18 protein-coding genes are annotated in these 25,586 nt (G+C 38.8%); 13 read left to right on the plus strand and 5 right to left on the minus strand.

What is annotated here, in order from left to right; translation table 11 throughout:
• Positions 1-4: 4 nt before the first annotated feature.
• On the minus strand, positions 5-2,650 hold the full coding sequence (mprF, locus tag MSBR3_RS05305) for a bifunctional lysylphosphatidylglycerol flippase/synthetase MprF (protein ID WP_048106933.1): 2,646 nt from the start codon (positions 2,648-2,650) through the stop codon (positions 5-7).
• 842 nt (positions 2,651-3,492) lie between these two features.
• Between mprF and MSBR3_RS05310 the strand changes: the two genes are divergently transcribed.
• The 8 genes from MSBR3_RS05310 (at position 3,493) to MSBR3_RS05350 (ending at position 15,044) form a co-directional block, all read left to right on the plus strand.
• A complete protein-coding gene (locus tag MSBR3_RS05310; RefSeq protein ID WP_048106936.1) occupies positions 3,493-7,692 on the plus strand; it encodes a DUF7286 family protein in 4,200 nt (1,399 codons plus the stop codon).
• Positions 7,689-8,315 carry a sarcinarray family MAST domain-containing protein gene (locus tag MSBR3_RS05315; RefSeq protein ID WP_048106937.1) on the plus strand — a complete coding sequence of 209 codons (627 nt, stop codon included), beginning with the start codon at positions 7,689-7,691 and terminating at the stop codon, positions 8,313-8,315. Before MSBR3_RS05310 ends, MSBR3_RS05315 begins: the two co-directional genes overlap by 4 nt.
• Positions 8,316-8,486: 171 nt before the next feature.
• Complete coding sequence (locus MSBR3_RS05320; protein ID WP_048106938.1) at positions 8,487-9,116, plus strand: sarcinarray family MAST domain-containing protein; 630 nt, start codon at positions 8,487-8,489, stop codon at positions 9,114-9,116.
• 212 nt (positions 9,117-9,328) lie between these two features.
• Positions 9,329-9,952 (plus strand): sarcinarray family MAST domain-containing protein, encoded by a 624-nt coding sequence (locus tag MSBR3_RS05325; RefSeq protein ID WP_048106940.1) that lies wholly within the window; start codon positions 9,329-9,331, stop codon positions 9,950-9,952.
• Positions 9,953-10,003: 51 nt separating this feature from the next.
• On the plus strand, positions 10,004-10,429 hold the full coding sequence (locus MSBR3_RS05330; protein WP_048106942.1) for a DUF7286 family protein: 426 nt from the start codon (positions 10,004-10,006) through the stop codon (positions 10,427-10,429).
• A 2-nt stretch (positions 10,430-10,431) separates the two neighbouring features.
• On the plus strand, positions 10,432-11,058 hold the full coding sequence (locus tag MSBR3_RS05335; protein ID WP_048106944.1) for a sarcinarray family MAST domain-containing protein: 627 nt from the start codon (positions 10,432-10,434) through the stop codon (positions 11,056-11,058).
• A gap of 176 nt (positions 11,059-11,234) precedes the next feature.
• Positions 11,235-11,867 carry a sarcinarray family MAST domain-containing protein gene (locus MSBR3_RS05340; protein ID WP_048106946.1) on the plus strand — a complete coding sequence of 211 codons (633 nt, stop codon included), beginning with the start codon at positions 11,235-11,237 and terminating at the stop codon, positions 11,865-11,867.
• A 1,464-nt stretch (positions 11,868-13,331) separates the two neighbouring features.
• Positions 13,332-15,044: a cation:proton antiporter gene (locus tag MSBR3_RS05350; protein ID WP_230628013.1), complete on the plus strand. Its 1,713-nt coding sequence runs from the start codon at positions 13,332-13,334 to the stop codon at positions 15,042-15,044.
• A gap of 502 nt (positions 15,045-15,546) precedes the next feature.
• On the opposite strand, the gene MSBR3_RS05355 is transcribed toward MSBR3_RS05350, so the two are convergent.
• Positions 15,547-16,155: a nitroreductase family protein gene (locus MSBR3_RS05355; RefSeq protein ID WP_048106951.1), complete on the minus strand. Its 609-nt coding sequence runs from the start codon at positions 16,153-16,155 to the stop codon at positions 15,547-15,549.
• A 471-nt stretch (positions 16,156-16,626) separates the two neighbouring features.
• On the opposite strand from MSBR3_RS05355, the gene MSBR3_RS05360 reads away from it, so the two are divergent.
• Positions 16,627-16,983: a carboxymuconolactone decarboxylase family protein gene (locus tag MSBR3_RS05360; RefSeq protein ID WP_048106952.1), complete on the plus strand. Its 357-nt coding sequence runs from the start codon at positions 16,627-16,629 to the stop codon at positions 16,981-16,983.
• Between the two features lie 946 nt (positions 16,984-17,929).
• A complete protein-coding gene (locus MSBR3_RS20025) occupies positions 17,930-18,115 on the plus strand; it encodes a hypothetical protein (protein ID WP_155396729.1) in 186 nt (61 codons plus the stop codon).
• 372 nt (positions 18,116-18,487) lie between these two features.
• Here the strand turns inward: MSBR3_RS20025 and MSBR3_RS05365 are convergent, their stop codons facing one another.
• On the minus strand, positions 18,488-18,706 hold the full coding sequence (locus MSBR3_RS05365; protein ID WP_048106954.1) for an SHOCT domain-containing protein: 219 nt from the start codon (positions 18,704-18,706) through the stop codon (positions 18,488-18,490).
• Between the two features lie 572 nt (positions 18,707-19,278).
• On the opposite strand from MSBR3_RS05365, the gene MSBR3_RS21595 reads away from it, so the two are divergent.
• Together MSBR3_RS21595 and MSBR3_RS21600 are read left to right on the plus strand one after the other, a co-directional pair.
• Positions 19,279-20,892: an MEDS domain-containing protein gene (locus MSBR3_RS21595; RefSeq protein ID WP_052723291.1), complete on the plus strand. Its 1,614-nt coding sequence runs from the start codon at positions 19,279-19,281 to the stop codon at positions 20,890-20,892.
• A gap of 41 nt (positions 20,893-20,933) precedes the next feature.
• The gene (locus tag MSBR3_RS21600; protein ID WP_052723292.1) at positions 20,934-22,100 is read left to right on the plus strand and encodes a PAS domain S-box protein; all 1,167 of its coding nucleotides are present in this window, start codon (positions 20,934-20,936) and stop codon (positions 22,098-22,100) included.
• A 276-nt stretch (positions 22,101-22,376) separates the two neighbouring features.
• On the opposite strand, the gene MSBR3_RS05375 is transcribed toward MSBR3_RS21600, so the two are convergent.
• Positions 22,377-23,672 (minus strand): tetratricopeptide repeat protein, encoded by a 1,296-nt coding sequence (locus tag MSBR3_RS05375; protein WP_048106956.1) that lies wholly within the window; start codon positions 23,670-23,672, stop codon positions 22,377-22,379.
• Positions 23,673-24,231: 559 nt separating this feature from the next.
• Between MSBR3_RS05375 and MSBR3_RS05380 the strand changes: the two genes are divergently transcribed.
• Positions 24,232-25,077 (plus strand): class I SAM-dependent methyltransferase, encoded by an 846-nt coding sequence (locus tag MSBR3_RS05380; protein WP_048106958.1) that lies wholly within the window; start codon positions 24,232-24,234, stop codon positions 25,075-25,077.
• Positions 25,078-25,220: 143 nt separating this feature from the next.
• Here the strand turns inward: MSBR3_RS05380 and MSBR3_RS20030 are convergent, their stop codons facing one another.
• Positions 25,221-25,457 carry a hypothetical protein gene (locus MSBR3_RS20030; protein WP_155396730.1) on the minus strand — a complete coding sequence of 79 codons (237 nt, stop codon included), beginning with the start codon at positions 25,455-25,457 and terminating at the stop codon, positions 25,221-25,223.
• Positions 25,458-25,586 lie beyond the last annotated feature (129 nt).

The raw sequence follows: 25,586 nt of genomic DNA on the forward strand, positions 1-25,586 counted from the left end.
AAACTTATGTAAGCTCTTTGGATGGCTTTTCCGGAACCTTATATTCTATATGATTTGTTGCCCTTCTATTTTCTTTCGAAAAAATCCCTTTTACTCCTCCAGAGACCAGGGCTGCTATATCCTTCAGTACCAGACCCTGTTTAAATCCTTTTGGAAGAACGATATATTTCGGGCTCCAGACAGGGTTGAACTTTTCCTTAAAATCCCGTAGTCCCTTATAATTATAAAAGTGTTCCCCATGGGTAAAGATTAAAGACCCGATTTTATTCCACATAGGAGCGAATTGCCGCGTTTCAAGCCCTGAAAGAGGTGCCATTCCGAGAGAAAAGCGATTGTATCCCTTTTCTTTTCCCCAGAGCATAAGTTTGACAAAAAGGTATTCCATTGTCCTATCAGGGGCATCAGGACTATGGCGCATCAGGTCAACACTGATTTCTTTATTATCCGCACCTGTCCAGATGTTTGCAAAAGCAACGATCTCGGACCCGTTCCTAACAAGGGCAATCGGGAAATTACTAAGGTATTTCTCGTCAAAAAAGCCAATTGAGAACCGCTTTTCTTTTCCTGCTTTCAACTCGAGCCAGGCATCCGAGATCCTTCTAAGTTCAGGCATAAGACTAAGCACCGCTTCTCCAGAGACAATTTCAAACCAGTATCCTTTTTTCTCCACATTCCTTATGGTGTAGCGGAAATCCTTACTTGCACTTCCTTCCAGGGTAAAAGCCTCAAGGGAAACCTTTGCCTCTTCCCCTATTTTTATAAGGGTCAGGCCAAGGTCAAGATAAACAGGAATATATTTTTCGCTCACTTCATAGAAAGCAGCCCTTCCCTGGTGCAGTTTGCTCATTTCATAAAAGTCCCAGATCAGCTCTTTTGCCTGACTGCTGGTTCCGACGATATCTCCCATTGCAACCCAGGTCTTTCCGGAAACTCCGTACATCAGGAAAGCTTGCTTTTTATCATCAAAAAGCAGATATTTGTCTCCTGTAAACACCAAATTTCCAACTGTCTCCTCACTCTGGTTAATAATTCTTTTTGCAAGCTCTATCTCCTCTACCTCTGGTATGTGAATATCTTTGGAAAAGGGGCTCATCATTTTTGCTATCCCAAAAACAAGAAGCAGCATGAAAGCTCCGACTGTAGCCCTTAAAAAGCTGGAAGCCTGGGAATTTATCCCGAACTGCCACCAGAGCTCGTTTGAATATTCAACGTTCCGATATGAAAAGAATCCAAGCCATACGAAGCTTACGAATACAAGGGTTATTGCAGTTACATTACTCCTGCTAAAAGACTGATGCATAAGTGAGGACTTTCTGTAAAAATATTTCCTGCAGGGAAGCAAAAAGAAAAACAGGATAAAGAGGACCGCAGCTTCATGGTAATCAAAATCCTTAAGGAGGGCAAAAATTCCTCCCATCAAAAGTACGGCAAGAGAAAGAATATAGGCTCCGTCAATTCTTTTCCATAGGCCGTTTGCCAGGAGCAGGAGTAATACCCCCATAATGCTTCCAAAGAGCCTGGAAGCCTCGATTAAGGGAAGAGGAATAATGTAATTGAGGTCATGCAGATACCTTGGATCTGAAGGAAGAGCTCCGGTAAAGAGGAGGGAAACTCCTCCAAGGAAAACAAGAATCGAAAAGACCTGAGGCACTAGCTCGGACAGGCTTGAATATGTAGCTTTCTCAATTTTTCTCAGGAATTCGTCTCTTTCCTGGTACTCATAGAATATAAGGGCCAGCAGCCCGAATAGAAAAGGTACGAAATAGTAAATTGTCCTGAAAAGGAGAAGCGGCCTGATTATATCCACCGTGCCGAAATACGGTTCGAGCATAAACAACATCAGGGCCTCAAAAACCCCGAGTCCGCCCGGAACAGTACTTATCAGCCCTAAAATCTGCGAAAGTGCAAAGAACACAAGGACATGAAGCAGAGTAAGATGAGGATTTGAAGGCAAAAGGAAATAGATAATGCTTCCAGAAAGCAGGTAATCTACTGATGATAAGCCAAGCTGCAAAAACGCTATTTTCGGTTCAGGAACCCTGATCTGGTACCCTTTTACCCTGAAGTTAAATTTTCGGAATGAGAAAAAGAAATAAACAGCAACACTAAGCAGTAACAGAATTCCAATAATGTTTAACGGTACAGGTATCTCGGGCACGTAATCTGACAGTTTAACGGGATAGAATGTGAAGAGCAAGCCTCCGACAAAGCAAAATCCGACCCAGAAAGTGAGTATGCAGAAAATTATAATTTCCCAGATCTGATGTAGATTCAACCCTTTTCTTGAGTACAACCTGTATCTCAGGGAACTTCCTGTCAGGACGTTAAAACCAACACTATAACTTATGGATGTGCTGATAAAAGAGGTCCTGGCAGTCTGCTTATAAGGCAGAGGATGATTAATATGACGAACTGCCAGGTAATCGTAACCTGTTAAAGCAAGATAACTTAAAACAGTTAAGAAGAATGCAAGCTCTATATGGCTCAGCGGAATGCTGGTAATGCTTTTGAGGACATACATAGAGTGCAAATGCCGTATCTGCCTCTCCAGGGTCCACAAAGCCAGGGAAAATATAGCTACTGGCAGAATGTAGCCTGCAAGCCTTTCTATTTTAAGGGTTTTTTCTCGCATACTTCCTTTGTTTGTCATTGAGATCAGCGTTTTTACTTAAAATCTTGTTTTCTAAGCTAGCTTTTCTTATTTTTTCATTTAACTCTTTTAAAATTTTTCTACACAATTCATTTTAAAGTATCTTATTTAAATCTTTCTTAGATTTTCCACATAGACGTTTTTTCTACATTGACGTTTTTCCACATAGATACTTTTTCTACATTGACATTTTCTACATGGATCTTTGGAAATTTTTGTTTAAATCTTTCAAATTACTGGTTAAATCTCTTTAATTTTTATTCCAGCAGACAAAGATATGTCCTTAAAATATATACATATCGGCTCTAGTTCCAGAAAAGTTCTCCAAACACTTGTTTTGAGTTAAATACTACATTAAGTTGCCTGTTGTAGAAGTGTAGAAACAAAAATAAGAGGAAAGGTAAAAGAAAAAGTAAACCATTAGAAATACAAAACAAGCTAAGAACAAAATAATAATAATAACAATAATAACAACAGTAATAATAACAATAATAATAATAACAATAATAATAATAATAACAGTAATAATAACAATAATAACAATAATAACAATAACAAAAATAATAATGTTTTCTTGCAGTTCTAGTTTCCTGCGTACAACCTTATGTGGATTCTTTTACTACCGGTTCTTCACTCTGGACTTACTTCTTATCTTTTCGATATTTTTAATTTACTTTTGCACGCGTTTTCATTTTTATCTACATTCAATTTTTTATTCTTGATAATAATGTGCTTTCCGTTTAGAAGTAAAGTATTTATTGAGTAAGAACTTTATTACTTTTTTAAGGTAGTTTGTTTGCCAGTTAATTTACTTTTACATTCCTGTTTTGGTGATAGAATTCATGGTCCGGAAGTTTTCTGATGATTTCTCGTCTTTCATTGAAGATAACTGTGCCTATATACCCTATGCCGTGATAGGAATTTTCATTTTGCTTGCTGCAACTTATACTTCGGTCCACTTTTTGAAAATAGATAGTAAAGTCGCTGAAACCATTTATACGACCAAGAAAAGTAATCCCAGTCAGAATGCCATCAACCTTGCCTCGTTAGATCTTGCTCGCTGCCTCAATTATGCAGGAATGGAAGCTCTTGAATGGCAAGGGGAACATCCAGTAATCCTGCCTGAAGGCAATGCCGTTAGTAGATCTTCTGAAGACAATTTTATGATAATCCCAAAAAATCAGAACCTCGAAAGAGAGGAAACGCTTCAAGTTTCCATAAACCTGCCTTCCGATATCTGGGGTAAGATCGAAGCTTTCTGGAAAAACAGGGACATTTTGCTGATTGTCAATGACTCTTCAGGCCATGAAATCAAGAATATAAACTACGGACAGGCAACCGGTTTTTTTCAGAAAGTTTCACTTGAGGAAGACGTGAAAATTCCGGATTCCGCAGCCTCGGGATATGCTTCAATTGAACTTTATTACGGAGATGAACTCAAAGCCTCTGACTGGTTCGTAATTGAGGCAAGCCCGGTAAAAGATATAACAGCAAACGCATTTAACACGCTGCTTTCTACAAACTACCAGGGAAACAGCCACACTTTCAGGGAATACGCAATTAATGTGGAGCCTGATATAAAACCCGAACAGATAGAAATAAGAAAAGTAACCGGAACTCTGCAAAGAGAGATCTCACCTGCTTACAAGAATTACACTGTTTATTATGTTTTTGAAATTCCTGTCCTGAATTATACTCTTGTTAATCTTGAAACAGGAGAAAGTTTCAATAGCAGTATGAAGCTTTCGACACTGATCACCTCAAGGGAACCGCTTCTCGAAGAACTTGTCAGGGAGTACGAAACCGAGCTTGGAAATACTTCGAGCCTTGACTCGACATCGAACCTTGTACTAGGAGCAACGAACCTGAGGACCTTTATCTACGGTCCATGGCAGCATTATGCTAACGGCCCTCTTAATATCCTGACCAACCCTGCTCTTTCAAGCTCGGTTAACGGAGCTACACTTTATACTCAGAAAAGAATTTTCGATTCGGTTGATCCTCTTGCCCTGACCTACACAAGCTACTATAACGGAAAAGTCCTCTACGAAGACATTTTCACTTCCAGAAGCGAGAAAACAGGTTTAAGCTTCAATTCCAGTCTTAATTCTACCAGTCCTAATAATTCTACCAGTCTTAACACCTCAGTTTCAGCTTACGAAACGGATAAAGGCATAAATCTCACAACAACTTACGATTCACTTGCCCAGAATAAATCCTTCTCTCTGGATGTTGAGAAAAGCATAGATGAATCCCTTAAAGCGACAAACACTTCTTTTGAAGACCTCTCAGAAGGCTCGAAAATCGAACTTTCAGCCTCAGATTATACAGACGGGGTTCTTGATGGCTGGATTTTCAACGACCATGTATGGACAGAGGAAAATCCTGACCTTATCCATTCAATTACGGACAGCGTTTATGCAGCATCAGTCCAGGGACAAATCCTGAGAGACGGCTTTGATTCTCCAGACCCGATGACCTCTCTGGTCACTGAGGATTTTGACCAGGAATCAGTTTCTTTCAGCGAGCAAACCGTCAGCTGGGACTCGACTTATCATACGTCAGGAACGCACAGGGGATCTCTTGTACCGTCCTACTCCTGGAGATCTCTAACCCGAAGTTCTTACTTCGAATCATTAAGCCCTTCAATTGACCCTCCTGAAGGGGATGTAACCAGCTGGTCTGTCACATCTGCGTCTGTCAGCCTGATCTCGGTTGATATAACCGATGTGAACGTTGAACCTCATTTTTCCTACATAAGTAACGATACCCTGACGGTCGAAAATCGAAGCGAAGGTTATCTGAATCGGGAAGATCACATTTTTGACTGGAGAATAAGGTACGATATATCCTACAAAATAAGGACAAATTGGAAAATAGACTACACGTACGATTATACCTATAGATGGAAAACCAGGGAGCAGTTACCTGACGGAAATTATACGACTGTGACGCATTCTGATACGTCAAGCGGTTCGGATTCCCCAACTGTGACCAAAATCAATACCGAATCGTTTTCTCATACCGAAACCGAAGCCGAAAAATTGACAATAATCTACCATAAATGCCCTCCGGCAGGCGGCTATTCCGGTCTATTGACCTATTCTGACCCTATCGAACGAGAATACCAAGAAACAACTCTCTATTTGAGTAACACAAGCAACGACGCTATAGACAACAGCATAGACAACAGCATAGACAACAATACAACTAAAATAGAAAGGTTTGACTCATGCTGCTCCGACGCTGCCGACAAGTACAGGGATGTGTATGTGGATTTAAGGACAATCGAAAGCACTTTCTGGGCCTATCCTGACGGAAAATATCTACCTGAACATGCTGTTAATTGCGATATTCCACCCTGGCTGCACCGGATTATGGCAGAAGAAGTACTGGCAATGCTGGATTCGGTAGAAAATGACAATCCGTCTTTTAATTATTCTTTTATTGATTCCCCTGGTCAGAACCCGACAACCCTGCAGGTAGAAACTGCGGAAAAACTCATTCTGGAACTGGAAAAAGCTCGTGATACTTACGTAAATAAAGAACAGTACCTCACGCCATCAGGAACAATGTACGCTTCAAGTGATTCGGCCCGTTACATTGCAAAAAATGAAGCGTACAGCAAACTGCTTGAAGATATCGACCGGAAAAACAGTAAACTGGATTCTGACCTTAACTCCTACATCCTCAGAGCTCTTGAGAGAAAAGGCCTTGATACCGGTCTTCTTGACAACGTGACCTCAGGCCCGATGACCCTTTTTAATAATCCTGCAATCAATAGAGCTGCTTCGGTTCTGGGAGAGGACATGGGTATAATTTCCACAATGAATGTAACCGGCCAGCCGGAAAGCAAATACAACTGGACAGAAAACCTGACCCTGATCATTGATCAGAAACCGAACTACCTCTACCATGATCCTGATTTTGACCTGAGAACGGAATACGAATGGTCGGACACCATGAGCGGAAAAACGATTTACCCCCTGGGTGTCCGGAATACCTGCATTTTCACAACCGGCATTTCCGAAGAAATCGGAGATATTATTGCCTCGAGCAACGAGTACGTAAAAACCGACATGGCACAGCAGATCAGCCAGAGCATTTCCAACCTGGATACGGAAGTCTTCCTGCTTGAACAGAACCTCAGCGAGCAGAATATTTCCCTGAACGCAACTCGTCTTGACACGGAAGTTTACAACCTGAAACACATGTATGCGCAGGAAATGAGATCTCAGATTCTTGAAAATGTAGTTCAAGAAGTTAGTTCAAACCCTGTTGTTTCCGACTGCATAGATGAAAGTCGAACCAGGGAAGTTACGACAAATTATCTTAACGGGTTTTCTGACAATGAAATTCTCAAGAAATCCACAACGGATGAACTGGCATTTGAACTTGCTTCTATAATGAAAACTGAAATTCGAAATTCAAATCCACCTGTTGAACCTGATGAACTTGAAGCTATTCTGAACAGAGTGGATACCGACATAAAAATCGGAGTTGCAAATGGGATCTGTTCAGTTACGGTAAACAAAGGTAAAGCTATTGATGCCGGTTTCGGGAGAATCGATAATGAGCTGAAGAATCTGGCAAATGAAACTTCTGACAGGTACTCCGGTGAAATCGGAGACAAAATTTCAAAAAAACTGGATCGAACGATGGCAGCTGTTCCATGTGGGCTGCCGATAATGCCTCCGCACTGGATTTTTACGGTTAATGTGTGGACTTATGAAATTATGGGAAAATATGAAGAATTTACTATCATTGATAACGATAATGAAGCGATTCCTAAGCCCTATTTCGGACATAAGGGGCAGAGGTACGTAAGAAAATATGCAGAAATTTATAATCCTATAAAAACAGACGAGTTTGGCTATAATATAAAACTAGGGGATAACAGAAATATTGTCTTCAAGTTTAATGGGTATGCAAGTTCCATAGTCGGTTCTGGTCCACGTGGAGTTGGGGACAAAACAGGTGGTTTTACTGAAAAGTCATCAGGGTATGATGAACTTATCTCAGAGTTGGGTGCAAAAGTATGAAAATAAAACTGATTATTAGTGGGATATTTTGTATATTTTTATTAACAGGTGGCGTGGCTGCAGAGAGTCAATATGGTAAAATAGATGTATATTACAATGATAAACTTCTTCCTGGCAAGGAAATAGCAAAACCTTTCCTAAAGATTGGAGAGCCTTTTAAGCTCAAAGTAAACATGACTGTCTATCAAGAATACAAAGTGTCTGGTCAACTTACCGGATTAGGAGAGGGCTATTTTGAGGTTATAGATGGACCTTCAAAAATGGATAAGTATTCAAGTACCATTTTGAAAGCAAATGAATCTCATGTCTTTGAATGGACAGTTGTACCAACAGATAAATGGGCTGGTGGATCACTTCCGATCAATTTTCACTATTCAATAGTAGAAAAAGGCAATCCTGAACCCGTAGTAAACAGCGAATTTACTATTGCCTACTGCACAATCTCTAACGAACATTACGAAGGAGAAACTCCTACTTCTGAGCAGCTTGCATCCGAAAATAAATCCATCCAGGAGCAACCATCTTCAAAAAATTCATCTTCACCGGCATCTGCACCAGCTTTCAGTTTAATAACTGCGATTTCGGCACTTGTGCTTGTATTCCTCAGATTATCTAGACAGTAAATGAACATGAAGCATTACGACTTAGAAAAAAACATTGCAATAATATTTCAAATTAATGAGTATACTGTAACAATCGCTAGATCTGTATCAAAAGTGTTGGGAATGAAACTGGCAGCTACTTAGAAGAATCAGTCAGTTATAACGACTTATAAGAGAATTAGGTGCAGAAACATGAGAGCAAAACTTATTCTAATTGGAGTATTTTGTATAGTTTTATTAACAGGAAATGTAGCTGCAGAGAGTCCATATGGCAAAATGGATGTATATTACAATAATAAACTTCTTCCAAGTACTGAAATTGCAAAGCCAGTTCTAAAAATTGGAGAACCTTTTACTGTTGGCATAAACCTTACCGTTTCTCAAAAGTCAGAAGTGTCTGTAGAGTTAAGTGAAATCGGAGAAGGTTATTTTGAAATTATAAATGGTTCAACTTCAAAAACGAATATATATCGAGCTGATGTGGTAGAAGAAAACTCCAGTATTCTTTATCAATGGACAGTTAAACCTACTGAAAAGTGGGCTGGAGGCTCTATACCAATTGACATTGTTTATCAAATAAACGATTTTAAAACAGGAGATATTTTGGTAAACAGTGGTTTTACAGTTGCCTACTGCACAATCTCCAATGAACATTATCAAGGTGAAACTCCTAATTCTGAGCAGCTTTCATCCGAAAATAAACCCACCAAGAAGCAGCAAACCGCAGAAGATTCATCTTCACCAGCATCTTCGCCAGCTTTCAGTTTAGTAACTGCGATTTCGGCACTTGCGCTTGTATTCCTCAGATTATCTAGACAGTAAATGAACTTGAAACTATTCTGAATAGAGTGGACACTACATTAAAATCAGAGTTGTAAATGAGATTACCAGTATTGTCACCGTACTGGATTATTTAAGGTGAATATGTGGACTTGTGAACTGAAAGGGGAATAAAAGTGTTAGCGACAAACCGGAAAAAACACTCAAGAACCGATAGAGTGCGAATATCTGTTATCAAGATTAGGGAAAAGCAAATGAAAACTGGGATTCTAATTTTAGGGTTGCTTTTACTGTCACTTGTTGACATTGTTTCTGCATCTTCTCCCTATGGCTCAATTGATGTTTATTATAATGATCAGATACTGCCTGGAAAAGAAGTTGCAAAACCTACACTCAAAATTGGAGAACCTTTCAAAGTAAAAGTAGAGATGACGTTAAATCAAACCAGTACTATGTTTGTACAAGTTTGCAGTTTAGGTGGAAAATTTTTTGAAGTTGTGGATGGTCCATCAGAGTTTGAAAAAACAAAATACATTAAGTCTTTAGATCCTGGTAAACATACTTTTGAATGGACGATTATACCTACGGATGAATGGGCTGGAGGCTCTATTCCGTTAAACTTTTGGTACCAGATTAACCTTCCAGGAGAAGATGAACCTGCCGTAAAAGGAGAATTCACTATTGCCTACTGCACAATCTCCAACGAACATTACGAAGGTGAAACTCCTACTTTTGAGCAGTCGAAATCAGAAAACCAATCCACTTCAGGAAAGCCAGCCTCAGAAAACTCATCTGCACCAGCATCTTCACCAGCTTTTAGTTTAGTAACTGCGATTTCGGCACTTGTGCTTGTATTCCTCAGATTCCCTCGCCGGTAAATAGACTTGAAGTATTCTGAACTTTAGAGCGTCAATAGCGAGCTAAAAAGCTTGACAAATGAAACTTCTGACAGGTATTCCGGTGAGATCGGAGACAAAATTTCAAAAAAACTGGATAGAACGATGGCAGCTATTCCATGTGGGCTGCCGATAATGCCTCCACACTGGATTTTTACGGTTAATGTGTGGACTTATGAAGCAGTTGGAATGTATAACGAGTTTAAAGTCAACGATAACGATAATGAAGTTATTCCTAAACCTTACTTTGGGCATAAAGGACAGATGTACATCAGAAAAGATGACTCAATCTTACACAATGGAAAATACATTGGAGATAACGTTCCACTAACATTTCAATTTAGTGGGTACTCTACTACTATAGTTGGGCCTGGTCCGAAAGGAGTTGGAGATAAAACAGGTGGTTCTACTGAAAAATCAGCTGGATATGAAGCTCTTGTTGCGCAGCTTGGTGAATAATCATGAAATTCAGAATTTTTATACTTGGAATAGTACTTCTTTTTTTGACAAATGTCGTTTCAGCAAGTTCTCAATATGGTACTATAGATGTTTACTATAATGATCAGCTTTTACCGGGAAAAGAAGTAGCTAAACCTACACTGAAAATAGGAGAACCGTTTAAAGTAAAAATTGATTTAACATTGAATCAGACATCGATATTATTTGTAAAAATTTGTAGTTTAAGAGTGGGAGCACCTTATGAAGTTATAACTGGTCCTTCAGAGTTTGATAAAAAGTTATATTTTGAATCTCTAGATCCTGGAACATATACTTACGAATGGACACTAAAACCAACTGGAGAATGGGAAGGCGGAACAATGCCTGTAAATATTTGGTATCAAATACATAATGTCGGTGAAGATAAACCTCTGGTTCAAGGTGAATTCACAGTAGCTTATCCCTATATATCTACAGAGCCTTACGAAGGAGAAATTCCTACTTCTGAGCAGCCTGCATCCGAAGATCAATCTACTTCAGGAAAGCCAGCCTCAGAAAATTCGTCTTCATCAGCATCTTCACCAGCTTTCAGTTTAATAACTGCAATTTCGGCACTTGTGCTTGTATTCCTCAGATTCTCTCGACAGTAAATGAACTTGAAGCTATTCTGAACTTGAGAGAATCAATATCGATATCAAAACCGGAGTTGCAAATGGAATCTGCGCAGTTATAGTAAACAAAAAGTCATGGAGATAAAATTGGAGGGTAGGATGAAAAATCAGAAGATTATGAAAACCTTCTGAAAGAGTTAGGGGAGCAAAATAGAATGAAAATAATATGGGTATGTTTTTTGTTTGTATTTTTGTTACTTATTCCAAGCGTCGTTCTTGCAGAATCTCCATATGGATCAATGGATGTATATTATAATGACAAACTTTTACCTGGAAAAGAAACGGCTAAGCCTATTTTAAAAATAGAAGAACCATTTAAAGTAAAAATTAACCTGACAGTATATCAAAAAAGTGACGTTTACGTCTCTTTATCGTGCATGGAAAAGGATTCGTTCAAAATTATAAAAGGTCCAACATCAAGAATAGAAGAATACTCGAAACCTGACATCTTAGAAGCAAATTCTTCTAAAGAATACGAATGGACTGTTGAACCTACTGAAAAGTGGAGTGGTGGGTCATTGCCTCTAGATATATATTATACAATTCTTGCTCACGGGAAATCTGAACCTCTTGTCAATAGCGGTTTTACAGTCGCCTACTGTACAATCTCCAACGAACACTACGAAGGAGAAACTCCCACTTCTGAGCAGCCGAAATCAGAAAATAAATCTACCCAGGAGCAACCATCTTCAGAAAATTCATCTTCTCCAGCATCTGCACCAGCTTTCAGTTTAGTAACTGCGATTTCGGCACTTGTGCTTTTATTCCTCAGATTATCTCGTCATTGAATATAACCTTCAGATAAGATTTAATGTTGTATCCAGAAGTGATTTCGCATATCCAAAATAGTTAAAGTTCAACATCCTCTAGAACAACACGCAACAAAAAAGCTAAAAGTCGAATTAAAATATTGGGTTACTTGTATACGATATATAACGCAACAAAGAAATTAAAAAACGAAATAATTTTGGGATAAAACAATGTTTGATTCTCTTGATTTTTCTCTGTTTTCTGCCGGATCTTCTAAAATTTGGGAGAAATTTTAACTTTAGTTGATATTTCACTAGTATTGTCAACTATTTTTGAATCTAATGGTTTTTCAACTTCATTGCCCTTTATAATTTAGAGTTAAGGGGAGAATTAAATGCGGCTTTCTGCACGTTTTAAAAAGAGAATGCACTACTTGGTGATTGCATGTACTGTTCTAACTATTCTTGTTATTATGAATTTATATAGGATTACTGGCGATGTATCTGTATTGGTGGAGGTAGGTGGATGGCTAGTGGCATTGATGTACGAATATGCGTTCATAAAATCTGCTAAAGACGAGACTTTTGAATAGGCTTGCTTTTGCAGTAAACGAACTTATCTAATATATACATGAAGAAGTCCAATCTTTATCCGTTTTCTTTTAATCTGTGACCTGCACAGACATCGATGATCTAAAATAAACATTGTAAAAACGCTTAAATATTTTTAATACTGATATTCATATGCAGACCTATTTCCTAGGTTTGGTCTGTAATCATAAGGAGCAGGTCTTGTTCTTTCCCTGCTCCTCTCAAGCCCGTTGGCGGGATTGCTCTTACCTTGCCCATATATCTTTTACTCGGTCTCAGATAGGCTAACGTTATATACAGTCTTTGACGTAACTGATTTTGTATCTGTGTGTAAGTCTTATCTTTATAATTCTCTTTAATTTCTTGCGTATTTCTTTTTCTGCATTTCTTAACACTTATCCTGTGTTCATATCAGTACATATAATACAACTTATTTGTATAAACACCATGTTTGAATACGAATAAAAATAAATATAATAAATAAAAATAATTATATACAGATAATTATCAGGCAAAATGGGTAAAAAACCATAGTCCAGGACAGCGGATAAAGCTCATTTTGTTGAAACGTGAGGATAAACAGTTTCTAAACGCTGCCCAAAATGTATGAATGAACTTACCTGTATAGCAAATGTGTGAATGAACCTACCTGTATAGCTGTAGAAGTTGCCGAGATAGTAGGATATCATCCCACAGTCGTAAAAAACAGGCTTTTAAAATAAGCGGAACAAGGTAAATTAAATAAGAAGCAGATAGGCAGAACATGGGTTTTTAGATCCTTAACTGGAATTTAAAAGATGATAAAAAATAAAACATATTTTTCAAAAATGGTCTTTATGGTATTACGGAGAATTATACGTGCAAAATCTTGATCTTATCCTCACGTTGACCGGAGGATTTGTTGCAGCTCTGGTGTTTGGCTATCTTACTCATCGCTTCGGGTTATCACCTATTGTCGGCTACCTGCTGGCCGGTATCATGGTAAGCCCGCATACGCCGGGTTTCGTTGCAAATACGGAACTCGCTGAACAACTGGCCGAGATCGGGGTTATCCTCCTCATGTTCGGGGTCGGCCTGCAGTTTCATTTCCAGGAATTCTGGGCGGTCAGGCGCATTGCCCTGCCTGGGGCTCTTATCCAGAGCCTGGCGACGGCGGCATTTGGAGCAATCGTGATGCATACGCTCGGCTGGGGCTGGAAGGTAGGGATCATCTTTGGTCTTGCCATATCGGTTGCAAGTACTGTTGTCCTGACCCGGGTCCTCTCGGACAACAACGAAATCCACACCCAGACCGGGCATATTGCCTTGGGCTGGCTGGTAATGGAAGACCTCTTTACTGTATTTGTCCTGGTGCTGCTCCCTGTTGTACTCGATCCCGGAATTGGCGGAGCAATAGGCATCATGGAAGCTTTTATGCTTACAGCCATAAAAATCATTATTTTGCTGGTGTTCACCTTTGCAGTAGGAGGACGGCTTCTTCCACGCTTGCTTACTCATATTGCAAATACCAATTCACAGGAGCTATTTACCCTAGCAGTGCTGGCAATCGCCCTAGGTATCGCCGTGGGATCGGCTTATATGTTTGATGTCTCAATGGCCCTGGGGGCGTTCCTTGCCGGGATGGTGGTAGGACGATCAGAATTCAGCACACGGGCCGCAACCGAGGCACTTCCTCTGCGGGATGCATTTGCCGTGCTCTTCTTTGTCTCGATTGGGATGCTCTTTGACTGGAACAGCTTGATTGAGTCCCCGGTTCTCGTGATAGCCACCCTTGCAATAATCCTGCTGGGCAAACCGTTGGTGGCATTTCTCATTGTTGTCCTGATGCGATACCCACTCCGGGTTGCGCTCTCTATTGCCCTGATACTTTCCCAAATCGGTGAGTTTTCGTTCATTCTGGCAACGGTAGGAACGAATATGAATATTCTTCCTGCAAATGCCCAGAATATCCTCGTAGCAGCTGCAATCATCTCAATTACCCTCAATCCACTCCTTTACCGGGCCGGTGGAAAGATAGAACGTTGGCTAAATCGGTGCATGCCGGGTCTTACTAATTGTATCCATGCCAGGTGTGCTCCAGCACCGGCTACGAACGGGCAGGAGAACAAGCAATCCGGACAGACCCATGTCATTGTGATCGGGTACGGGCACGTAGGCCAGACCGTGGTACGGCTGCTCTTGGAGAACGATATCTGCCCGACGATTGTGGAACTGAACATTCAGACGATCCAGTCTCTTCGTTCCCAGGGATACCGGGCAGTATACGGGGATGCTGCACGCTTCAATACGCTTTCCGAGGCAGGAATCAAGGATGCACATGCACTGGTGCTCAGTGCCTCCAATGTTAAGGGAGAATGCGAGATTGTCAGGCAGGCACGGGAACTGAACCCCAATATCAGGATCATTGCACGGACTATCTACCTGTCCAACCGGAAAAAACTGATTGCTGCAGGGGCAGATGTCATCTTTTCCGATGAGGGCGAAGTGGCGCTCTCGGTTACGGAAATGATTTTAAAACAATTCGGTGCAACACCGGATCAGATTAACAGGGAGCGTAACCGGGTGCATGAGAGTTTCTATGAAAGTTTCGCCACGCCGCTACAAGTAAAAAAAGAAGAAACTTGACCAGATCCAGCTCCCTGTCTCTGGTCCCGAAGGACAGGAAAAGCAACCCGGAATAGGCAAGGAACGTTCCATGCCCAACGGAGGATTACTATTCATTTTTCTGCTGGTTAAAAATATAAGTATAAATATAAATATGAATATAAATATAAATATAAAATGATACAAATATAAAATGATACAAATATAAAATGATACAAATATAAAATGATACAAATACAAAATGATACACTAAAGCCGAAACAGTTGATGCGTTAACCACATTTCGCCATTCGTTTAAGAAACATTAGCTGTCCCTGCTATCGGATCTATAGACCTTTTCGTATTTTTCTTATTCTAATTTTTTTCGTTTCTTTTTAATCTGTGATCCTCGTAGCATAGAACATATTAAACTTCTTTTCATATTTTCAAAAAAGATAAGTGAATAAAAACACATAGGATAGGCTCTAAATAGATTATAAACCCGAGATAGTGGGAAATTTTTAATATGTCCTTATTTTGGAGATTAATTTATCCATTTTAATATGACATCAGCATTACGAGCAGGTGCTTTAAGGTTCTGCTTTGTCGGGTATCCGAAAATCAGCGGTGCAATAAGCTTATGACCCTCTGGCACTCCAACTTCCTTCAGGAATTCAATATCGTAACCCAAACCTTCAGCCAGGCCTATCCAGCAGCTGCCGATTCCTAAAGATTGGGCTGCAAGCATCATATTCTCAGCAGCTAGAGCACAGTCATGCTCATTGATAACATCAGGGGACGCAAACACTAAAATAAGGACAGGCGCACTATAGAAGATTCGAGTTGACGGTTTAGATAAAAATTGCACAAACTTTGCCAGATCCGGGTTTTCGGTATCTTTGTATGCAGCAAGAAAAGCTTTCTTAGCACGGTCATCATATTCCTCGATGAGCTGCTTATTTTTTATGACAACAAACCGCCATGGCTGCTTATTTACGGCTGTGGGGGCATATGTTCCTGCTCTTATAATCTCTTTGACTATTTCGTCGGAAATCCCTTTATCAGAAAAATTGCGCACAGATCGCCGTTGATAAATATTGTCCAGCACGGCGTTTGAAATATTTTCTTCGATATTTTTGATATTGTCGGTCAAGAAATCACCATTAACAGAATGAAGAGTGAATCTATTTAATTGCTATCTCAGATTAAAAATAACGTTTATTGGAAAGAGTCTAAGAGTCAGTAAAGTCGCTACAATTAAACTCAATAAAAAGTTTAGTTAATTTGACACTAAGTAATTTGATACTAAGTAATTTGACACTAAGTAATTTGACACTATACAACGGCACTTTCATCGTAGGCGTCTAAGTTTCTTCATATTGACAAGTGGACTAAAAGCCTGTTCATCCACCAAATTAGCGTCATCTTACTTTGAAATAATTCCCAAAACTTATGCTTGTTCCTCTAAATCCTGTATTCAAATTGTAAATTGATTTTCTATAAGACCAATTCTGAAAATTTTATTAACATTAAATCTAAGTTAGTTTTAAGATGAGTTTAGTGTTTAAACTTAGTACATACTTAAGTAGAGTTAGAGTGATCCTATCTATCAGGATGTGACTACATGGATAAGTTCATCAAAGATAAAATAAATCAAAGCATAAGTGATAGAAAGAAACATCATTCCCGGTTTTCGGAGAATTGCAGTACTTATAGCTCTTTTCTTGAATTAGAAAAGAAAACATTTGAAGCCGGTTGCCTTTCAAGGAAACATAAAGAACTAATGGCTTTATCTATTTCTATTGTTACTAAATGTGAACCCTGTATTGAATGGCATGTTCAACAGGCTTGTTTAGCAGGTGCATCAGATAAAGAGATATATGAGACCATAGACGTTGCCATCGAAATGGGAGGTGGCCCAGCGGCTGCATACTCACGATTTGCACTGAATGCACTGGATTTTCATAAAGAAGAAAAATAGAGTTCTTCTACTCTTGAAGTTTCTCATCTGATCGGGACTGAATAATTAGGCGAGGAACTTTAAACCTTAACTTTGTAAATAGGGAGCATTTTTTTCCAATAATAATGCTCTAGATCATGTTTCGCTCAAAATTGTCAAAACTTAGTTAAAAATAAGTAAAAATGTAAAATTACTCATACGTGTGCCTATAATGAATAAACTTTGTCCATATCTCTCAGTTTGTTTCGTAAAAATTCCGACATCCAAAAAACGGATAACATTAAGAATATAACAATTTTAGGGAACATGAAAAGAATAGGGAGAAAAAGAGAAAACATGCAAAACTCTGTTGGAAAAAATGATATTAAGAGAACAATACTTGAACTGGTTTATTCCTTACACGAGAGATAGTTAAGATTTAAAATAAAAGTTAAGTAATAAGAAAATTTTAATGTTAAAACTGACGCTATTACATGGGTAATCAGTTAGGTCTCTTTTATCTCAAGCCCGTTGGTAGGTTCTGTCTCTCCGTTTATCATATCTTATTTTCCAAGTAAATTTTTAGAATAAATTTGCAGAGTCCGTAAAATTCCTTTGAGTAAATTCACTAAAAATGCTCACTAAAAATACTCACTAAAAATACTCACTAAAAATACTCACTAAAATAAGCAATTTGACACTAATACAATGTCGCTTTCATCATGAGCGTCTGAATTTCTGCATATGTTGATGATTGGGTTAAAAGCCTACTCGTTCCGCAAACTATGAGTATATTTGGCTTCTTCTGACCATTTAACTCTATTACATTTTGAACCGCTTATAGGTGATCCCTGTTCATTTTATGAGCAAACTCACACAATTATTGTATCAGTGCTATTATTTTTCTCAATAGCAAACGTCTAACTATATAGAATACATCCAATAAATATATAAGAAACTAAGTTTCTTTATATTTTGGAGGTATCAAGTGGTTCGATTCAAACAAATAACCCAGGATCCATACAACTCTTATTTTCAACAAAAGTACTTCGTCTCGAAAGTAACCTCTTTCTCAGTCGATGCACTTGTACTTCCAGACAGATCTCCTTACGGGCTGCAGATCGCTCTCGTCTGCAGCTCACAAGGTCAAAATAGCAAATTAATAATTGCGTAATACTTTATGGAAGTTCAGTGATTTTATGGAAGTTTAGTGATTTTATGGAAGTTTAGTGATTTTATGGAAGTTTAGTGATTTTATGGAAGTTTAGTGATCTCAGCTTAATTCTTACTTTTTTGTTTTATCCCTGTTAATATTTTCCAAAAAAAGCAGATGTTCATTTGAAAACTAAGACAGGAAATCAAAGGAATTGACTTAACTTCTAGAGGTATAAAGGCAGGAAGTATAAGTATACCTGCCCAGATAGGTCCCTCTCAAATGACATGCCAGGATGGGTAAAGGCATATTTAAATGGAATATTTTTCCCGTGTTATGTGACAGCATGTATTGCCAGAGAGATTTCAGGCTGGATATAAATATTATACGAAGTTACGCAGAATCGAGAGTTTTCTTTATTTCCTCAAACTCTTCTTTAGTAATTTCACCTTTTGCGTATCTTTCCTTTAATATATCCAGTGCAGTTTTTTCTTCATGTACTTTCTTGCTTCGGTTAATAAGATATCTGATTGACAGATAAATTAGTAGAATAACAGGAATCCAAAATATGACAATTCCAAAGATCAATATAATTTCACTTGTACCTATCATTCATTAACATCCGTTAACTTTTAAATAAATTTATGCAATTTATGGTATTTATGCTTACTGACGTGGTAAAATGGCTGGAATTATCGGAATTTTATGACTTGCATAAGATAACGGGAATTGTCGGGCTTTGAATCTTCAGGATGGTCAAGTTTCAATTGAGCCATTATTTCAGCTCACGCAAAACGGAGTAGAGCCATTTCTTATAAATGAGATCATATTAACTAGCGTAGAGCCATTTTTTAAAATGAGATCATGTTACCCGGCTCTACATCCTGATTTTTCATGAGGAAGGAAACGAATATAGAGTCAGACATATTTACAAAATTTTCGGTACACTGCCTGATGACCTACTCATGCTCAAGAATATTTAATTTGTGAGAAAAGTATAACACGATTTCTAAGCGTATTATGATAATGGATATATTATAATAATAAGTTTATAGAAGCAAATCTTTATATAACTACCGAATTAAAAATCTTTCCTGCAAAAAGAATTTCAATGTACGTAAAACGGTTAGATAAATCATATTTGAAAAAAGAAACTTTTAACTGACATCAGATCAGAGAGCAATATGAGAAACCGCAACCGAATTTCTGGTATTGATATTATTGAGGACGTACCTTGGGGAATACATTTCTGCCAGTTCTGCCAGACAAAAGAAGATTTAATTGACATAACTGTTCCCTATTTTAAAGCAGGACTGGAAAATAACGAGTTTTGTTTGTGGATCGTATCAGAACTTATAGATGAAGATGAAGCAAAAGAAGCTTTAAAAGTAGATATTCCGAATATTGACGCTTATCTACAAAATGGGCAAATCGAGATTATTTCCTATACTTACTGGCACACGGAAGAGAATGCTTTAGATCCACAAACGATATCAAATTACTTAATTGAAAAAACCGTTGAAGCTCTTGCCAGTGGATACGATGGTTTGAGGTATAGCGGAAATGACTTCATGAGCCATGAAAAATTACTGGACTCTGTCATAGGCAAATACCCGATAATGGCTCTTTGCACCTATCCAGTTGACAGGTGTAGTGCAGTTGAGATCCTGGATCTTATTGCAAACCACAGGTTTACTTTGGCTAAAAAAGAAGGTAAGTGGGAGAAAATAGAAAGTTCAGGGAAGAACACTAATAACTGCTGGCAAACCGAAAAAATACTTCAAGAAAGTGAGGATAAATATAAGGCAGTATTCGATAGTAGCCTCGATGGCATTTTTATTACAATCCCGGACGGAACGATTCTTGCAGCCAACGCAGCTGCCTGTCAGATGTTTGGGATGACAGAGAAAGAACTTATTCAAGCCGGAAGAAATGGAACTGTCGGTGCATCTAGTCCAGAGCTTAAATATTTCCTGGAGGAAAGAGCCAGGACAGGCAGATTCAAAGGGGAACTTGACCACAAACGAAAGGATGGGACGACCTTTCCAGGTGAGATATCGAGTTCGTTTTTCAAAGATAAAAATGGCCTCACTAAAGGAGTCCTGATCATCAGAGATGTTACCAAGCGTAAAGAAGCAGAAGCTAAGTTGAAAGAGACACTTGATAACTTAGATAAACTGGTTAAAGAACGTACAGCAGAGCTTCAAAAAGCTTATGATTCATTGAAAAAAAGTGAAAGAAATCTTGCTGAAGCTCAAGAAATGGCTCATATTGGAAGTTGGGAACGAGACTTTGCAACTAATGAACTTCACTGGTCTGATGAAACATATCGTATTTTTGGACTTAAACCACAGGAGTCAAAAGTAGATTACAATACCTTCTTAAGTTATGTGCGTCCAGAAGATCGAGACCTCATAGAAAATGCCGTTAAAGAAGCATTAAAAGGAAAGCCCTTTGATATTTATTACAGAATTATCACAGCCAATGGGGAAGAGCGCATAGTCCATGAGAAAGCTGAAGTTGTTTTTGATGAGAGAAAAAATCCTTCTCGAATTATTGGAACAATTCAAGATATAACCAAGCATAGGAAAGCTGAAGAAAAAATTCAGAATTTAGCTAATGTTGTCGAATCATCAGCTGAAGCCATTATAACTGAGTCTTTTGACGGTATTGTCACAAGCTGGAACAAAGGAGCAGAACAGGTTTATGGTTATTCGGTGAAAGAAGTTATAGGAAAGTCCATATTAATCTTAGAGCCACCTACATTAACAGGAGAAATAGAAAAATTATGTAAATAGTTCAACAGGGAGAAAAGATCCGGCAATATGAGACCTTAAGATTGAGAAAGGACGGGAAGCTAATAAACGTTTCACTTACTATTTTTCCGGTTTTTGACAACCAGGGAAAGATAAACGCTGTCTCGGTCATTGCTACGGACATAACTGGAAGAAAAGAAGCAGAAGAAAAACTGAGAGAAAGTGAGGAAAAGTACCGCAACATTGTTGAAACTTCTAACGAAGGTATATACTTAGTAGATAATGAAGCTAAGATTACTTACGCTAACAAAACGATGGAAACTTCAGGATTCACTCTGGAGGAGATTATCGGTAGACCTATATGGGACTTTATTAGTGAGGAAAGCAAGCCTGTTGCCAAAAAGAGTTTTGAAAAGAAGCGAAAGGGCATCGATGATAGTTATGAATTGAAGTTAGTGCGTAAGGACGGTTCATTTATATGGGGACTTATAAGCGCTAAATCTCTTTTCAATAAGGAAGGCAAGTTCATAGGCTATCTGGGTATGTTAACTGACATTACTGAACGCAAGAAAGCTGAAGAAATTCTGGCAAATCTTGAAACTGCCCGTAAAAAGGAAATTCATCATAGAATTAAGAATAACCTTCAGGTAATCTCTTCCTTGCTGGATCTGCAGGCTGAACAGTTCAAAAACAGAGAGTGTATTGGGAATTCCGAAGTTCTCGAAGCCTTTAGAGAAAGCCAGGACAGAGTCATATCTATGGCTCTTATTCATGAAGAATTATACAGAGGTAAAGAGCTTGATAAACTTAACTTTTCGCCGTACATTGAAGAACTCGCCAGTACTCTTTTCCATACATACAGGCTTGGGAATACCAGTATCAGTTTAAGTATGGATCTGGAAGATGACCTTTTCTTTGATATCGATACTGCAGTCCCGTTAGGAATAATTGTCAATGAACTTGTCTCCAATTCCCTTAAACATGCATTTTCTGACAGGGAGAGGGGAGAAATTCGAATCAAACTTCATAGGGAAAAAACCACCGGATTTGAAATAGAAAACCGCGAAAGTACCAGTACAAGTTTCATTCTGACTATTTCCGATAACGGTGTAGGAATTCCTGAAAATCTCAATATTGAAGACCTTGATAGTCTTGGAATGCAGCTGGTAACTTCTCTGGTAGATCAATTAGATGGCGAACTTGAACTGAAAAGAGATGGTGGAACGGAATTTACTATAAGGTTCGGTTAATTTGCAGGCACGCTCTTACTTGTCTTGTCTTTCAGAAATGGTGATCTTCGAAACCAGGGTTTAAAACTTTAAAATAGGTTGAAAAACGCGATTAAGCTAGGGTTGAAAAATGCAATTAAGCTAGCTGCCAAATTAGTTTACAAGTATATGAAAAAACCTGCTCATCCCTCAAATTAGAGATATCTTTTAATCCCTCATTCTAAAGGAGAAAGAAGATAAATTATTTCTTTTTCTCTCTCCTTGTATAGTTACGCTTTTATCAGGTTCACCGGTTTTTTACTTTTTCTTTGCTCGTAAATTCTTCCTGCTAGTTTTTCCTCTTTTCTCTTTTTCCTGACCCAGACTTTTCTTTATAATTTCGCTTGTTGGCTTTTTTCTTGTCCACACGTTTCGCTTCACTTTCAGCTTCTCGTTTTCCATTCTTTCTTCTTCATCTTCATCGAGAACTATTCCGAGCTTGGAATTTACGGAAGCAAGGGCGTTTTTAGCCTCGATATGGTCCGGACTGAGCCTGAGAGCTCTGTCAAGGGCTCTGAGAGCTTCTTCATTTTTATCCAGACCGGAAAGGACCATGCCTTTACAGTACCAGGCATCGGAAGAATCTGGCTTTATTGAAATAGCTTTGTTACAGGCTGCAAGTGCTCTTTTATATTTGCCGAGTTTGAGGTGGACAAGCCCTGTCCCTACCCAGGTTTTTGCATTGTCAGGGTTTATTTTGAGGGCAGAGTCATAAGCTATCATGGCTTCCACAGGTCTGTTCAGGTTATATAGGGCAAAACCTTTATCCATCAGGGCTCTTGCAAGGTTCGGGTTAAGCTTAAGTGTGGCATCATAGGCTTCTATAGCTTCTTCATATCGGCCCAGGTCCGCAAGCACGGAACCTTTTGCATGCCAGGCTCCTGCAAGCTTCAGATTGGCAGAAAGAGCTTTTTCAGAGTCTGCCAGAGCTTTTTCATGCTGATTTAGCCTGCAAAGGACTGAAGTTTTGAGATTCCAGGATTTGTCACTGTCAGGTTTTATCTCGAGCAACCTGTCAAAGACCTGTAACGCATCTCCTTCCCTGTTGAGCTGCAGGAGGACAAAAGCTTTTTCGTAGAGGTAGTGAGGGTTTTCAGGCTCGATTTCAAGAGCTTTTTTAATTGCCTTTAGGGAGTCACTGTACCTTCTATACTTTAGAAACACTGCTGCCTTACCAGCCCAGGCTGCAGGATCTTCAGGTTTTTTCTCAAGGGCTTTTTCATAGGGTTTGAGAGCTTTACTCAGACGGTCATAAAATGTCTCAGCTTTATCGGTTCTGCCTGCACTTTTCCTACTTATTCCCCTGCCTGTCCTGCCTGTCCTGTCACTTTTACCTGTTTTGTCTACCCCTTTTATTTTACCTGTTCTATCTGTTTTGCCTGACCTGTTTATTTTGCCTGTTCCTTCTGTTTTGCCTGACCCGTTTATTTTGCCTGCTCCATCTGTTTTGCCTGACCCGCTTATTTTGCCTGCTCCATCTGTTTTACCGGTCTTGTTTGTTCTACCTGGTTTTCCTTGTCTTTCGTTTCTATTTTCTTTAAAATTGTTTGCCATAGTGTCAGTCCCATGTGGTTCGGTTTAGAGTGATTATTCTTTGTGAAGAGAATTCGGTACAGTTCGGTATTACCCCAACTCCCCGGAAGAGTGGTTAATTTTCCGGGAAATTTATTTCAAACTCAGTTCTCTTATTTCAATCTGATCCTGTTATATTTTAAGTTCAGGGTGCTGGATTGCTCTGCAGAACGGAAATAACTTGTCAGTAAGTGGAAATTTAGCTTTTCATATCTTTTTCATTTGAATAATATTTGCTACAATAAGATACTTATCAACAAGATAGTCATTATAATGATAAACGTAGGAACATAAACCTTAGATGTAGAAAAGTGTATTGTGACTCAGCAGACAGATCAGCAAAATTATTTTGAGATTTACAAAAATTCTTACTGCAGATTTACAAAAACTCTTACTGTATTTACAAGAACTCTTACTTTAAATTTACAAAAACTCTTAATGTATTTACAAAAACTTTTGCTTCACTTTACTTTGCTTCACTTTACTTTACTTTACTTTACTTTACTTTACTTTATATGTCAGAACTCAAATAATCATGTAAATGCTCCATAATTTTTTCCACGTATTCTCTCAACCTTTAAAACCCCCTCTTTTCGAACCTGGCGAGCTTCGCTTCTGGGATGATCCATACATTTCGAAAAGCATGCTTGAAGCCCACCTTAACCAGACCCATGATGGAGCAAGCCGAAGAAATGCTGAGATCGAAAAAACAGTTTGCCACCTCATAACTTCAGGGTTCCTGAAAACCGGAGACAGGGTACTTGATCTAGGCTGCGGGCCAGGGCTGTACAGCAGCAAGCTGTGCCTTGAAGGCATGAAAGTAACCGGTATCGACTTTTCCCAAAGATCTGCAGACTATGCACGGGCTCAGGCTAAAAAAAGTTGTCATAATATCGATTATATCTGTGCAGACTTTTTCAACATCGATTATGAAGGGACCTTTGATGCCGTTCTTCAGGTCTATGGGGAAATCTGCACCTTTTCCGATGAAAAACGTGACCTGCTGCTGAGCCTTGTCCACAGGGCACTTAAAGACAACGGAGTTTTCGTCTTTGATGTGTCCACAAGAGAATTACGCATGCGGGAAGGACGCAAGAACATGTGGTATTTTTCAGAAGGTGGATTCTGGAGACCAGGCAGGCATCTTGTGCTGGAAATGGGCTTTGATTACCCGGAAAATGACACCTGGCTAAATCAGTATATAATAGTGGATGAAGATGGGACTGTAAAGGTTTACAGGTTATGGCTGCATGACTATTCCTTTGAAACTATAAGCAAGACTCTTGAAAAGAGCGGGTTTAAAGTTGAACAGGCATGGAATAGTTTATCCGGAGAGTTATACCGGAAAGGCGGGGACTGGATAGCGATAGCTGCAAGAAAAGCATAACCGATTTACAGAAGCAATGCCAGAAAAATTCCGGCTCAATACGGTCGGCATAACTTATGTATTTAATCGAAATTAACAGAATCTCTTATAAGGCATCATAATTTGAAGAATTGAGTACACAGGTTTCATCCTTTGGACAAATCTTAGTATCCGTTTAACATAGCCATAAAAATCACCATTACCATACATGCAAAAGAAAAGACAAGTACAAAAATTTCTCTTTTCTGTTCTTTTTCCTGTTCTCTGGATAGTTGGTCCGGTACTCCCTTTGTGTACAGCACATAAAGTAATGGCACTAAAACCGATTCTGTCCAGAAGAAGTACTTGATGTCTTCATAAGATACTCTTTCAGTGACAATTAATAATATTTGCGCAATCATAAGCCAGATTATAACAATATAAGTTCGGAGAATAGTTCTTTTATTTATAGAAGGAAACTTAGAACTATTGTTGCTATGTTGAATATCAGTTTTAGAATCTGTCAACTGCATAACACCATAACTTATTAA

Source organism: Methanosarcina barkeri 3, from assembly GCF_000970305.1.
GTDB classification, from domain to species: domain Archaea; phylum Halobacteriota; class Methanosarcinia; order Methanosarcinales; family Methanosarcinaceae; genus Methanosarcina; species Methanosarcina barkeri_A.

Excerpts from the sequence above, each read along its gene's own strand:
- MSBR3_RS05325 (WP_048106940.1), top strand. The coding sequence starts at position 9,329 with ATGAAAACTGGGATTCTAATTTTAGGGTTGCTTTTACTGTCACTTGTT.
- MSBR3_RS20030 (WP_155396730.1), bottom strand. The coding sequence starts at position 25,457 with ATGATTGCGCAAATATTATTAATTGTCACTGAAAGAGTATCTTATGAA.
- MSBR3_RS05320 (WP_048106938.1), top strand. The coding sequence starts at position 8,487 with ATGAGAGCAAAACTTATTCTAATTGGAGTATTTTGTATAGTTTTATTA.
- MSBR3_RS05380 (WP_048106958.1), top strand. The coding sequence starts at position 24,232 with ATGCTCCATAATTTTTTCCACGTATTCTCTCAACCTTTAAAACCCCCT.
- MSBR3_RS05365 (WP_048106954.1), bottom strand. The coding sequence starts at position 18,706 with ATGATAGGTACAAGTGAAATTATATTGATCTTTGGAATTGTCATATTT.
- MSBR3_RS05360 (WP_048106952.1), top strand. The coding sequence starts at position 16,627 with ATGGATAAGTTCATCAAAGATAAAATAAATCAAAGCATAAGTGATAGA.
- MSBR3_RS05375 (WP_048106956.1), bottom strand. The coding sequence starts at position 23,672 with ATGGCAAACAATTTTAAAGAAAATAGAAACGAAAGACAAGGAAAACCA.
- MSBR3_RS05340 (WP_048106946.1), top strand. The coding sequence starts at position 11,235 with ATGAAAATAATATGGGTATGTTTTTTGTTTGTATTTTTGTTACTTATT.
- MSBR3_RS05315 (WP_048106937.1), top strand. The coding sequence starts at position 7,689 with ATGAAAATAAAACTGATTATTAGTGGGATATTTTGTATATTTTTATTA.
- MSBR3_RS21595 (WP_052723291.1), top strand. The coding sequence starts at position 19,279 with ATGAGAAACCGCAACCGAATTTCTGGTATTGATATTATTGAGGACGTA.
- mprF (WP_048106933.1), bottom strand. The coding sequence starts at position 2,650 with ATGACAAACAAAGGAAGTATGCGAGAAAAAACCCTTAAAATAGAAAGG.
- MSBR3_RS05310 (WP_048106936.1), top strand. The coding sequence starts at position 3,493 with ATGGTCCGGAAGTTTTCTGATGATTTCTCGTCTTTCATTGAAGATAAC.
- MSBR3_RS05335 (WP_048106944.1), top strand. The coding sequence starts at position 10,432 with ATGAAATTCAGAATTTTTATACTTGGAATAGTACTTCTTTTTTTGACA.